Origin of the sequence: Amycolatopsis ultiminotia, from assembly GCF_039536925.1 — a bacterium.
Taxonomy (GTDB): domain Bacteria; phylum Actinomycetota; class Actinomycetes; order Mycobacteriales; family Pseudonocardiaceae; genus Amycolatopsis; species Amycolatopsis ultiminotia.
This window is the reverse complement of sequence record NZ_BAAAZN010000004.1, coordinates 133692-146063: the sequence shown is the minus strand read 5'-3', so window position 1 is coordinate 146063 and position 12372 is coordinate 133692. Positions and strand designations below refer to the sequence as shown.

Sequence of the window (12372 nt, the reverse complement as noted above, 5' to 3'; positions counted from 1 at the left end):
AGTGTGCGGAGGTGCGGTGGGCGGGCTCGGACCTTCCCCTCATGATATCCGGGCCGGGGCCCCGACCCGGGCGGGTGGGGACGGGCGCCACACTGCGGGTAGCGTGCAGGTCGTGCCGCACGACGTGTTGCCCCCCGACCCGTTCGAGGACGATCCGGACGACCCGGCCCGGGCCATCCTCGATCCCGACGACCACCTTGACGAGCCGATCAGCGCCGACGAACGTACCGAGCTGCTGGCCGACCTCTCCGACCTCGCGGTGTACCAGGCACTGCTGGAGCCTCGCGGGGTCCGCGGCATCGTGGTCGACTGCGGTGAATGCGAGGAGCCGCACTACCACGACTGGCACCTGCTGCGAGCCAGTCTGGAGCAGCTGCTGTCGAAGGGCCGGATGCGTCCGCACGAGCCGGCCTTCGACCCGAACCCGGGCGATTACGTGAGCTGGGACTACTGCCGCGGCTTCGCCGACGGGGTGACCGCGAACGAGAGCGCTTACTGACCGTTGCCGGCGGTCAACGCCCTGGTGAGATCTCTCACCAGGGTTTTTGCTGCGCGCACAGTTGTCCACAGGAAGTATCCACAGGGGCTTGCGCATGTGGACAACCCGATCCGGGGAGGTACCGGCGGCGCGGTTCCGGTGAGTGAGCGGATGGCCACGCTTCGATGACCGGCTCTGGCAGCCGCCGCTGCATACCGGGCCGGCTCGGCGGTTGTCCTAGTGGTGATTCTGCTTTCGCGTGCCCCGGCGAGCCTGCGCGGCCCTGGCTTCCGCCATTGCCGTCACGGCCCGTTCGGTCAGCTCCGGCCACGGTGGACGGCGCAGCACGGCGAGAGTGGCGAGTGCCGCCGCGACGAATCCGGTCGCTGCGCCGATCAGGCCGAGCCTGCCGGTGTCGACCGCCGGGGTCCAGGTCGTGCCGCGCTCGTCGACGGTGAACAGGCCGATTGCCCGGCCACGGCGGGAAACCGGGACGACGACAGTTCCGTTCTGCGCCTCGTAAGGTTCGCCGAAGGCCGCGTCGCCCTCGCGGCGACGGTCCGGAACTGCCCGGCGGGCGAGGTCACGATCCGGCCGGGGCACCGTTCGGGACCTCCGCGCCGCCGTTCTGCGACGACTCGTTGCGTGGGCTGCCGCTGCCGGAGCCGGGTTCGCTGCCTGTCGCGCTCGTGGTGGGCGGCGACGAGGTCGTGCTGGATTCGGGCGGCGGCGATGTCGTCGTGGTGTCCGGCGGGCTGGTGCTTCCGGAACCGGGCAGCGAGGTCGGCTGGCCGCTGGACTGCTCCGGCGTGGTCGTCGCCGGGTTGTTCGGCGGCGGCGCACTCGCCTGCGAGGTCGGCAGCCGTCCGCCGGGCGGCGAGGTCGGCGAACCGAGCTGCGCGGCGAGCTGACGGTGCTGTTCCATGAGCTGGTCGCGGTTCTCGGCGTCGGTGACCTGGTCCAGCGCGGCCTGCGCGTCGTCGAGTGCGCGCTGGGCGTCCACGAGCCGGTTGTCGGCGAGGGCGAGGTTCGCCTTCTCCAGATCGAGCTTCGCCGCCGCGGCGGCCTCGACGGAGCGGGCGTGGTCGGAGTAGAGGACTTTCGTGAGGCCCCACAACGTGTCGCCGGGCTGGGCGTCCCGTGCGGCGAGTCCGGTGCCGGTGAACGCGATCGCCGCGGCGGCGCACGCGGCGGCGACCGGAACGAGGATGCGACGGCGGCGGCTGCGGCTGGAGTGCCTGCGCGCCAACGTGGCGGTTTTGACCGTGGTCACCGCGGTGTCCACGTCGACGAGTTCGGCCAGCGGTTCGCTGTCGATGTCCCGGCGCCACGCGAGGAGCAGCGCGTTGAGCTCCTGATCACCGAGCCCGTCCGCGACGGCCGGATCGGTGCCGCCGAGTGCGTCGAGCAACGCGTCGTCGGCCTGGATCGCCGTGAGGTCGCCGTCGGCCTCGGCGTCGTAACCAGTCGTGCCGCTGCTCTGCGCGGAAGGCGTCAGATCGCGGTCGTCGTGATCGGCCACTCAGATCACCTCCTCGGCGGAGAGCACCTTGCGCAGCCTGGCCAGTGCGCGGTGCTGGGCAACGCGGACGGCACCCGGCGTGGACCCGACGGCCTCCGCGGTCTCCTCCGCGGAGAGCCCCACCACGACCCGCAGCACGACGATCTCCCGCTGCTTGTCCGGCAGCACCTGCAACAACTGGGCCATCCGCTCGTTCAGCTCACCCTGCAACGCGCGCTGCTCCGGGCCGACGCCGCCTTCGATCTCGTCCGGGATCTCGGCGACCGGTTCCGCCCGGTTGCGGGCAGCCGCGCGATGCGCGTCCGCCACCTTGTGCTGCGCGATACCGTAGACGAAAGCCAGGAAGGGGCGGCCCTGGTCACGGTAGGCTGGCAAGGCCGTGAGCACCGCGAGACACACCTCCTGCGCAACATCGTCAGCCGAAGCGAAGGACCGCTCCTGCCTGCCAACTCGAGCACGGCAGTACCGCACTACGAGAGGACGGATGGCCGCGAGTAGGCGCTCGACCGCCTGAGGGTCTCCCTCAACAGCAGCGGCAACCGGCTCTTCCAGTCCGTCCCCCACAGTGGCCATCGCAGACAACAGTCCCAGTGTTACGTGTAGGCGTGCAAAGAATCCGGCGCGTGGTCATTCCAGCCATGCGCCTGCCCCAGTCACCGTACCGTCGGAGCAGCCCCGGACAACCGCCAGAGGTGGTGACCGGCGCGCCGCACCCGGCAAACCCCCCGCCCGCACCACGCCACACAGGATATTCCCGCAGGTCAGAGCCTTCCCCAACGACCAAACGACCCACCAACCCACCGACGTGGCGAGAACCACGGCCCACCGAGGCAACCCAACAACAACTCCGCTACGCGCCGGCCAGCTGCGCCGTTGCTGGCTGCGGTTTGGCGTCTGTGGCTTGGCGTCTGTGGCTTGGCGTCTGTGGCTTGGCGTCTGTGGCTTGGCGTCTAGGGCTTGGCGTCTGGGGCTTGGCGTCTGCGGCCTCAGCGGCTTTGCGGCTCGGCGGCTACGGCTTGGCGTCTGCGGCCTCGGCGGCTTTGCGGCTACGGCTCGGTGGTTGCAGCTGTGCCATGCCCGTTCCGGCTTGCTGGCTGTGGAGTTGGTGGCTCTGGTCTTGCAGGCTGTCGCTCGGTGGCGCCGGTCTTGCAGGCTGTCGCTCGATGGCGCCGGTCTTGCTGGGCGTGGCTTGGTGGCCCCGGTCTTGCAGGCTGTGGATTGGTGGTTCCGATTCGGCGGCTCCGACCGTTCAGACTCCGGCTTGCCAGCTCCGGCGTACCGACCCCGGCCGGCTCCCGCTCCGGCTTGCGGACTCACGCTCCGGCTGATGGGCTCCGGCTCGGGCTTGCGAACTCCGGTGCCGGATTGCCGACTCCGACTCCTCCGGCCCCGGCTTGCCAGTTCCGCCGTACCGAGCCCAACCGGCTCCGGCTTGCCGGTCCCGGCGCACTGACTTCAGCCGGTACCGGCTCGGCTTGCCAGTGCCGGGCGAGCAGTCAGTCCGGGCCGACTTCAGTTCTGGGCTGACCGGTCTGGCCCCGCCACGTCCGCCTCGGCCCTCGCTGGCCCGGCAAAGCTGGCTCTGCCGCAAGCAGTTTGGCCGCAACTGGCTCCGCCGCAGTCGGCTTGGCGGCGGCTGGCTTGACCCGCAACTGGCTCTGCCGCAGTCGGCTTGGCAGTGGCTGGCTGACCGTGGCTGGTTGTGCGTGATTGTTCTGGGCCGGTCGATCGGTCATCACGCACCGCTCGGTGGACCCGGCGTTCGCCGCCCGGTTACGCCGTCGGTCGGGGGCTGGCGGCGGCCATCGCCGACCAGAGGGCACGGCGACCATCACCGATCGTGGAGTGGCGGGTGGAAGCGATCGCGGCACGGCCCGTGCAGGCGGAAACGGCCGGGGAAGGTCTCGTGCGCAGGCTCCATCGCGGCTGGCTTCGGCTGCACGGGTTCGTCCAACCGGCGTCAGTGCGGCTTCGCGGCGCCAACTCAGCGCGACATCGGTCCGGCCGGCTGCCGAGCCGGGCGCACAGGTACGGGCCAGGGCGTGCGCCCTGGCCCGTTGTCACCGTGGTGTCGGTTCGGCAACCCCGTGTGGTTCGGCCGGTCCCGGCCTCAGGACACGAGGCCGCGGCGGAAGCCGTGGGCCACTGCCTGCGCGCGGTCGCGGACGCCGAGCTTGCGGAACAGCCTGCGGGCGTGCGTTTTGACCGTGTCCTCGGAGAGGTAGAGCTCGCGGCCGATCTGGCCGTTGCTCTTGCCCTGGCTCATCCCGCGCAGCACCTGCAGCTCGCGCTCGGTGAGCTGCACGCCGGGGTCCGACGGCTGGCGCGGCGCCGGCACCGACGTGCTGGCGAGGGTGTGCGCGAGTGCGGCGACCAGCTCGGGACGCGAGGCGTCCCAGCGCAGATAGCCGCGGGCTCCGCCGGCGATCGCCGCGGCGATGCTGCCCGCGTCGTCCGGGGCACCGAAAACGATGACATTCGCCTGGGGGTTCGCGGAGACGAGCCGGCGGGTGGCTTCGACGCCCGTCGGGACCGCGCGTTGCGTCCCGACCAGCACGACGTCGACCGGCTGACGGGTGTACCGGGCCAGCAGCTCGTCACCGTGCGCTACGCAGTCGATGCGACTGACCCCTGGGACCGCAGACATCACACGGGTGAGCCCTTCGCGGACACTGCGTCGGTCGTCGCAGATCAAGACCGTCGTCACGGGGTTTCCTTCCTGCAGCCGGGTGACATTCCACTTCCCCTATCGGACGCTTTAGCCCGAACCTTGACACGATCCGGTGGCTTTTTTTGAAGTTTCTTAGCCCGGATGCCGGAACCCCCTCTCCAGCAGGCTCACCCGACCCCGGTGGGTACCCAAGGGGACTCTCGTGCGATACGCATCACGCAAGGATCAGCTTGCTGTAACACTGCGTGCAACACTTGCCGGCTCCTGAATCGATACTCCTGATCACGCCGGGCATCCAGATCGGCCGCAACCCGCGTTGCCACCCAAATAAGTGAATTGAGTTCGTATTTTTCGGTCTCTTCGACGGCCTCCGTGACGAGCTCGAGCGCACCGGTTTCCCCCGCACCGGACAACGCCACCCCGAGCACGATCGCCGATTTCACCGCATGCCGGCGCGCACCACGGGCGCGCGCGGTCTCGAGCGCGTTCCGGGCAGGCGCGACGGCAGCCGCGGGCTGCCCATCGGCAAGCTCGATCTCGGCGGCAACCCACCCGCCGCGCACCGCGGCCCGCCACCGGCGGTCCACCCGCGCAGCCCGCACGACCAGCCGCCGAGCCGCGCCGAGCCGCCCGAGCGCGAGGTTGTCCGCGGCAAGCCCGAGCAGCGCATCGGCCCGCGCGCCCACGACGTCGAGCCCATGGGGATCGGCGGTACCCGGAGCAGCAGCCGAGGCGCCCGGACCAACCGCGTCGGCAACACCCGGCTCGTCAGGTCCCGGGCCGGCACCACCCGAGCCACTGCTCCCCGGACCAGCGACGCTCGGTCCGTTTGCTGTCAGGCCGGCCGGATCGGGCTCGGTGGAGGAAAACCCCACGGCCAGCAAAGCCGCCCCGTCCAGCTTCCGGGCGGCTGCGTGGCCGCCGAGTTGCCGTCGGTGGGATGCGAGCGTGCTCGCGGCGAGGGAGGCCACGAGCGGGTCCCGGCCTCGTCGTAACGAGTCGAGGATCGTGGTCGCTGCCGCGTAACGCCCCTGTGCGCCCAGCACGATCGCAGCCAGCAGCCGGTGCCGGGGCGAGGCGCCCGCGAAGGCGCCGAGCGCGCCGGTGGCGCAAGGTGGGTCGCCGAAGGCGAAGGTGGTCAGGGTCGCTTCGTCCACTCGACCTTTCTAGCGTGAACCACCGACAAGAACGTGTTCGACGCGGTCGGCGGCGGCCGACAGGTCGGGCAGCAACTCGACCTTCGCCGGCAACTCGGCCACGTCCCACCCCGGGCCGCAGGCGAACAGGCGGCTGCGCTGCCGGTCGCGGGATACGCGGGCGAAGAGGCGCGGGTCGGCGACAGTGCGACGGTGCGCCCACAGCACGACCGCAGCCGGCGCGCTCCGCCGTACGGTCACCGCGAGCACTTCGGCGGGTAGCGGTACGCCGAACAGCTGTGCACCGATCCGCCGTCCGGCCAACGCCGCTGCCAACGCGTACACCGGCATCGTGTCGCGCTCGTCCGGTACGCACGCGAGTAGCACCGGACGCTGGTTGCGCGGCTCAGCGAGCACCGGCGTCGCCCGTACCAGCGCCCCGTACACGCACTCCGCCAGCAAGTACTCCACTTCCGCGCCCGCGTGCACACCACGCCACCGCGCGCCGAGTGCCGTGAGCACCGGATCGATCACGCCCGACCACGCCGACAAGACGCCCAGCTCGTTGATGGCGTCGAGGAGCATTCGCTGGACCGCGCCGACGTCCATGGCCAACGCCGCGGTGCTCAACCGGCGTGCGAGCCGCGACGGGACTTCGCCGTCGTCGGGCGCTTGAGACGGGCGAGTGGCCAGAACAGGTTCCAGTGGCGCGGGCTCGGTTTCCACCCGCGGCATCTGCTCCAGCGCGTACCGCGCCGCTTCGGCGGTGGACGCGCCTCGCAGGAGAGCACGCTGCATCATTTCGAGACGGCCGATGTCGGAAGTGCCGTAACGGCGGTGCCGTCCGTCGGTGTGCCGGCTCGGGCCGAGACCGTAGCGACGGTCCCAGGTACGAAGGGTGGACGGGGCGACCCCGAGCCGGCGGGCGACCGAGGCCACCGGCAGGGTGGGTTCTCCTTCGCTCGATCCGGGTCCCACCCGGCCAATATCCAGGTCACCCGCAGTCCCGGCAACCCGAGCCAAAACCCCAGCTCACACATCCGGGGGATGCCTAACGGCTGAATCGCCGCGGATCTATTGAACAACTATTGGCGCGCTTCTAACGTTACCGCCGTTGCACCGAATGGAGTATCGGCACCACAGCAGAGCAGCTAATGGCATCGACCGGATGACGGAGGCGGTCAGGATGGCAGACACGCGCAGGCTCCCCGGCCCCAATGCGGACATGTGGGACTGGCAGCTGGAGGGGTCGTGCCGGGGGATGGACAGCGGGTCCTTCTTTCACCCGGACGGAGAGCGGGGTCCGGCGAGGGCCCGGCGCGAGGCCAGGGCCAAGGCGATCTGCCTGGCCTGCCCGGTACTCGACCTGTGCCGCAGGCACGCGCTCGCCGTGCACGAGCCCTACGGCATCTGGGGCGGCCTCTCCGAATCGGAACGGGAAAACCTGATCAAGCAAGACAAACGAGCACTGACCATGGCGCACAGCTGAGCCATCAGACCGGCGCGGAAGGGGCGGTGTCCACTGAGGACGCCGCCCCTTCGCCATGGACGCCGCCCCCGTTCGGATCACCGGGTTCGATCGCGCGGCGGCCCGTTTTCGCCGACCCGATTCCACTCGCGATCCGCGCCGGGTCAGTCCCGTTGCCGCGATCGTGATGATCCGGACAAGCGCCGGTCGCTGACGAAGCCGTGGAAGTCCGGGGCAAGACCCTGGTCCCGGACGAGGCGGCGGGGTGGACGGAGCGGCGGCAGGCTGAACAAGGTGGCGGCGCCTCCGGCAAGACCCCCGACGCCCCGGACGGGATAGTGGCAGTGGCAGCCCGGAGTCGGCCCGGCAAACCCCGAACGAAACCCCGGTGCAGCGTGCCGGAACCGGAGGGTGCGGCGCTTCCGGCAGGAACCAGGCGAGGCGGCATTCCTGACGGAAACGAAGCGAAGCACTGCCCCGGCAGAAGCGGGGCGGCACCCCGACAGCAAGAAGACGAGCCACCACATCCAGCAGCAACGAGGCGCCCCCAGCAGAACCAAACGGAGCACCGCACCCAGCAACAAAACGAGGCGACACCTCCGACAGGAACAAAACGGGGCGGCACCCTCGACAGCAACGAAGCACCCCCCAGGAACAAAACGGGGCGGCATCCCCGAAGGGAGTGCCGCCCCGTTGTCTTGCTGGTGCTGTTGTGGTGCGTCTGTCCTAGTGCGAGTGGCCGTGGCCGTGGCCGTCTTCGGGCTCTTCTTCCTCTGGCTTCTCGACCACCGAGCTTTCCGTGGTGAGCACGAGCCTGGCGATCGAGGCGGCGTTGGAGACCGCCGAACGGGTCACCTTGACCGGGTCCACGATGCCGGCCGCGATCAGGTCGGTGAGCTCGCCGGTGGCGGCGTTGAAGCCCTGCCCCCAGCTCTGCTCCTGGACCTTGTTCACGATGATCGCACCCTCGTGGCCCGCGTTGCTCGCGATCCAGAACAGCGGTGCGGTGAGCGCGTCACGGACGATGCGCACGCCGGTGGCCTCGTCGCCGGTGAGGCCGAGGCCGCCGTCCAGTTCCTTGACCGCGTGCACCAGCGCCGAACCGCCGCCGGGCAGGATGCCCTCTTCGACGGCCGCCTTGGTGGAGGCCACCGCGTCCTCGATGCGGTGCTTGCGCTCGTTCAGCTCGGTCTCGGTGGCCGCGCCGACCTTGATCACGGCCACGCCGCCGCCGAGCTTCGCGAGCCGCTCCTGCAGCTTCTCGCGGTCCCAGTCGGAGTCGGTGGTCTCGATCTCCTTGCGGATCTGCGCGGTCCGCGCGGACAGCGCGTCCTTGGTGCCCGCGCCGTCCACGATCGTGGTGTCGTCCTTGGTGACCACGATCCGGCGGGCCTGGCCCAGCGAGCCGAGGTCGACCTCGGACAGCTTCCGGCCGATCTCGGCGGAGATGACCTCGCCGCCGGTGACCACGGCCAGGTCGTCCAGGAACGCCTTGCGGCGGTCACCGAAGAACGGTGCCTTGACCGCGACCGCGTTGATCGTCTTGCGCAGCGAGTTCACCACGAGGGTGGACAGCGCCTCGCCATCGACGTCCTCCGCGATGATCAGCAGCGGCTTCTTGGCCTCGACGACCTTCTCCAGCACCGGGAGCAGCTCGGCCAGCGCCGAGATCTTCTCGCGGTGCAGCAGGATGTAGGCGTCCTCGAGGGTCGCCTTCTGGTCCTCCGGATTGGTGGCGAAGTGCGCCGACAGGAAACCCTTGTCGAACTGCACACCCTCGGTGATCACCAGATCGGTCGCCAGCGTGGACGACTCCTCGATGGTGATCACGCCGTCCTCGCCCACCCGCTCGACGGCCTCGCCGAGCAGCTGGCCAATGGTGGCGTCGCGCGAGGTCACGGTGCCGACCTGGGCGATGTTGTCGCGGCCCTTGACCGGGGTCGCCCTCTCCTTGAGGATCTCGACGACCTTCTCCGCGGCCGCCTCGATGCCCCGCCCGACCGCGGTCGGGTTGGCACCGGCGGCAACGTTGCGGAGGCCGTGTTTCACCAGCGACTGGGCCAGCACCGTGGCGGTGGTGGTGCCGTCGCCCGCGACGTCGTTGGTCTTGGTGGCGACGTTCTTCGCCAGCTGCGCGCCGAGGTTCTCGAACGGGTCGTCGAGCTCGACCTCACGGGCGACCGTGACACCGTCGAGCGTGATCGTGGGGCCGCCGAACTTCTTGTCGAGGACGACGTGCCTGCCGCGCGGGCCGAGGGTGACCTTGACCGCGTCGGCGAGCTTGTTCACCCCGCGCTCGAGCGCGCGACGAGCGTCCTCGTCGAAACTGATCTGCTTGGGCATAGCGTTTTCCGCTTACCTTTCGGTTGTTTGCGACACAAAAACGCCCCGTACCCCGGCTTCAGCGGGGCCCGGGGCGTCATTGCGCTGCGAGTAGCGCGTCAGTTGATGACGGCCAGCACGTCGCGGGCGGAGAGGATCAAGTAGTCCTCGCCGTTGTACTTGACCTCGGTACCGCCGTACTTGGAGTAGATGACGACGTCACCCACGGCCACGTCCAGCGGGACGCGGTTGCCCTTGTCGTCGATACGGCCAGGCCCCACGGCCAGAACCTTGCCCTCCTGGGGCTTCTCCTTGGCGGTGTCGGGGATGACGAGGCCGGAAGCGGTCGTCTCCTCGGCCTCGCTCGTCTGGACAACGATCTTGTCCTCGAGCGGTTTGATGTTCACGCTCACCGGGTTGACCTCCACGGTCGTCGAAAGCGTCGGCATGATGACTTACGGCTCATACCACCCCCGCCGTCGCGGGTGCCGGGGCGTGTTCGGGCCGTGCGATTAGCACTCTAGCCACGGGAGTGCCAGCTTCGCAAGCAGGGTCCACTTACCCCGGGCGAAAGCACTCCGAAGCTGCCTGACCGGCGCATTCACTCCGCGCCCATGCCGGGCGCAGCGGCCGGTGGCGACGACCCGTCCCGTACGGCGTGCGTACGCGGCCGTCGCCTGGGCGTGGAGACTTACCCGCCGCGGGGTTTCCGGCTAGATTCCTCTCGGATGGTCTTCGACTCTGGGGGTTCCCACCATGTCCCGTTCGGTTCCGCAGCGTTTCCGGCGAGTGGCGGCGGCCGGTGCCGGATTGCTGCTCGCGGTCGGTCTTGCCACGCCCGCGCAGGCAGCCGGGGCGCCGCGGCAGCGGGAGTTCGCCGACGCGGCCGCCGAGTTCGGCGTCCCGCTCGACGTGCTGCTCGGGGTGTCCTACCTGGAGTCGCGCTGGGATTCCCACGCGGGCACGCCCAGCACCTCCGGCGGATACGGGCCGATGCACCTCACCGACCTGCGCGCGGCCGGCGGTACCGGTACCGAGTTCGACAGCGGCGAAGACCCTCGTGGTGACGACGCCCGTCCGGCTCTGCACCCGGTGCCGTCCAAGCCCGCCGCTCCCCCGCCAGGTCTGCAGACTGTCGACGAAGCCGCGACGCTGTTGCACACCGACGCGGCGACGCTGCGCACCGACCCGGCGCAGAACATCCGTGGCGGCGCGGCCCTGCTCTCGCACTATCAGCAACAGCTTGGCGTGCACAGCGCTGACGCGAAGGACTGGTACGGCGCCGTCGCGCACTACAGCGGCTCCGAAGACGTCACTGCCGCCCGTACGTTCGCCGACGAGGTCTTCGACACCATCAGCAGCGGCATGGCCCGCACCACGGACGACGGTCAGGCCATCACGCTCGCGGCCACGCCCGGCGTCACCCCGGACCGGTCCCAGGCCGAACGGCTGGGGCTGCGTGCCGACGCGCCCGCCGCAGCGGAGTGCCCGAAGTCGGTGGCCTGCGAATCGGTGCCCGCGCCGTACCAGGAGCTTCCCGACGGCGGCTACGGCAACCACGACGTGGCGAACCGCCCGCAGAGCCAGAAAATCGACTACATCGTCATCCACGACACGGAAACCTCCTGGGACACCGCGCTGAAGCTGGCGCAGGACCCCACGTACCTGGCGTGGCACTACACCGTGCGCTCTTCGGACGGCCTGATCGCCCAGCACGTGCCGACGAAGGACGTCGGCTGGCACGCGGGCAACTGGTACGTGAACTCGAAGTCGATCGGCGTGGAGCACGAAGGCTTCGGGGCGAAGGGCACCTGGTACACCGAGGCGATGTACCGGTCGTCGGCCAAACTCGTCGGCTACCTCGCCCGGCGCTACGGGATCCCGCTCGACCGCGCGCACATCATCGGTCACGACAACGTGCCCGGCACGACCCCGTCGACCATTGCCGGCATGCACTGGGACCCGGGCCCCTACTGGGACTGGGCGCACTACTTCGACCTGCTCGGCGCCCCGTTGCGGGCCACCGGCGGGCCGGGTGCGGAGCTGGTCACCATCGCGCCGTCGTTCGCGGGGAACCGGCCCGCCTTCACCGGCTGCGACCGGATCGGTTCCGGAAACCCTTGCCCCGCCACGAATTCCGAGGCCGTCGTACTGCACACCGAGCCGAGCGATTCGGCACCGCTGCTGAACGACGCCGGCCTGCACGGTACCGATCCCTCCACAATGGACGTGTCCGATGTGGGCAGCCGGGTGGCAACCGGACAGCGGTACGCGGTCGCCGGCAGGCAGGGTGACTGGACCGCGATCTGGTACCTCGGCCAGCAGGGCTGGTTCCACAACCCGCGCAACGCCCCGGCCGCTTTGCCCGCCAGCGGTCTGGTCGCGACGCCGAAGCCCGGCCGGACAAGCGTTCCGGTCTACGGCCGCGCCTACCCCGAGGCGTCGGCCTACCCGTCGAACGTGCCGGTGGAAGAGCTCGCGCCGATGCCCTACACCCTGGCTGCGGGCCAGAAGTACGCAGCAGCCGGAGTCGTCGGGTCGGAGTACTTCGCAGCGACCACCTTCGACCCCGCGGACCATGTCGTCGTGCGCGGAAAGACGAAGTACGTGGAGATCCAGTTCGGCCACCGCATCGAGTACGTCAACCTCGACGACGTGCAGCTGCGGCAGGTGTTCTGACCAGAGATCCCGCACCACCGGCACGCCGCCGCTCGCCTGATCCGGCACCGATCGCCGGGCCCCACCGGGACCGAGGGCTCACCCGCGCGGGCGACT

At 70.0% G+C, this 12372-nt stretch carries 11 protein-coding genes; 3 read left to right on the top strand and 8 right to left on the bottom strand.

Features of this window, described 5'->3' with window-relative positions:
• The first annotated feature begins 103 nt into the window (after window positions 1-103).
• The gene (locus tag ABD793_RS11150; protein WP_344858419.1) at window positions 104-499 is read left to right on the top strand and encodes a DUF5319 domain-containing protein; all 396 of its coding nucleotides are present in this window, start codon (window positions 104-106) and stop codon (window positions 497-499) included.
• 216 nt (window positions 500-715) lie between these two features.
• Here the strand turns inward: ABD793_RS11150 and ABD793_RS11145 are convergent, their stop codons facing one another.
• The 6 genes from ABD793_RS11145 to ABD793_RS11120 form a co-directional block, all read right to left on the bottom strand.
• Window positions 716-1081, bottom strand: coding sequence for a hypothetical protein (locus ABD793_RS11145; protein ID WP_344858417.1), 366 nt, complete (start codon window positions 1079-1081; stop codon window positions 716-718).
• The gene (locus ABD793_RS11140) at window positions 1062-2000 is read right to left on the bottom strand and encodes an anti-sigma-D factor RsdA (RefSeq protein WP_425548683.1); all 939 of its coding nucleotides are present in this window, start codon (window positions 1998-2000) and stop codon (window positions 1062-1064) included. The genes ABD793_RS11145 and ABD793_RS11140 overlap by 20 nt, the downstream gene beginning before the upstream one ends.
• On the bottom strand, window positions 2001-2573 hold the full coding sequence (locus tag ABD793_RS11135; RefSeq protein WP_344858414.1) for a sigma-70 family RNA polymerase sigma factor: 573 nt from the start codon (window positions 2571-2573) through the stop codon (window positions 2001-2003). It abuts the gene before it with no gap.
• 1537 nt (window positions 2574-4110) lie between these two features.
• A complete protein-coding gene (locus ABD793_RS11130) occupies window positions 4111-4707 on the bottom strand; it encodes a response regulator transcription factor (protein ID WP_020662719.1) in 597 nt (198 codons plus the stop codon).
• A 131-nt stretch (window positions 4708-4838) separates the two neighbouring features.
• Window positions 4839-5828 carry a serine/threonine-protein kinase gene (locus tag ABD793_RS11125; protein WP_344858410.1) on the bottom strand — a complete coding sequence of 330 codons (990 nt, stop codon included), beginning with the start codon at window positions 5826-5828 and terminating at the stop codon, window positions 4839-4841.
• A gap of 9 nt (window positions 5829-5837) precedes the next feature.
• On the bottom strand, window positions 5838-6785 hold the full coding sequence (locus ABD793_RS11120; RefSeq protein ID WP_425548682.1) for a MerR family transcriptional regulator: 948 nt from the start codon (window positions 6783-6785) through the stop codon (window positions 5838-5840).
• Window positions 6786-6975: 190 nt separating this feature from the next.
• Between ABD793_RS11120 and ABD793_RS11115 the strand changes: the two genes are divergently transcribed.
• The gene (locus ABD793_RS11115; RefSeq protein ID WP_344858408.1) at window positions 6976-7296 is read left to right on the top strand and encodes a WhiB family transcriptional regulator; all 321 of its coding nucleotides are present in this window, start codon (window positions 6976-6978) and stop codon (window positions 7294-7296) included.
• Window positions 7297-8001: 705 nt separating this feature from the next.
• On the opposite strand, the gene groL is transcribed toward ABD793_RS11115, so the two are convergent.
• Window positions 8002-9618, bottom strand: a complete 1617-nt coding sequence (gene groL, locus ABD793_RS11110) for a chaperonin GroEL (protein WP_344858405.1) — start codon at window positions 9616-9618, stop codon at window positions 8002-8004.
• Between the two features lie 98 nt (window positions 9619-9716).
• A complete protein-coding gene (gene groES, locus ABD793_RS11105) occupies window positions 9717-10010 on the bottom strand; it encodes a co-chaperone GroES (RefSeq protein ID WP_009072407.1) in 294 nt (97 codons plus the stop codon).
• Window positions 10011-10353: 343 nt separating this feature from the next.
• Here groES and ABD793_RS11100 point away from each other — a divergent pair, with 343 nt between their 5' ends.
• Window positions 10354-12276, top strand: a complete 1923-nt coding sequence (locus ABD793_RS11100) for an N-acetylmuramoyl-L-alanine amidase (protein ID WP_344858402.1) — start codon at window positions 10354-10356, stop codon at window positions 12274-12276.
• The last annotated feature ends 96 nt before the right edge of the window (window positions 12277-12372 follow it).

Excerpts from the sequence above, each read along its gene's own strand:
- ABD793_RS11135 (WP_344858414.1), bottom strand. The coding sequence starts at position 2,573 with ATGGCCACTGTGGGGGACGGACTGGAAGAGCCGGTTGCCGCTGCTGTT.
- ABD793_RS11115 (WP_344858408.1), top strand. The coding sequence starts at position 6,976 with ATGACGGAGGCGGTCAGGATGGCAGACACGCGCAGGCTCCCCGGCCCC.
- groL (WP_344858405.1), bottom strand. The coding sequence starts at position 9,618 with ATGCCCAAGCAGATCAGTTTCGACGAGGACGCTCGTCGCGCGCTCGAG.
- ABD793_RS11100 (WP_344858402.1), top strand. The coding sequence starts at position 10,354 with ATGTCCCGTTCGGTTCCGCAGCGTTTCCGGCGAGTGGCGGCGGCCGGT.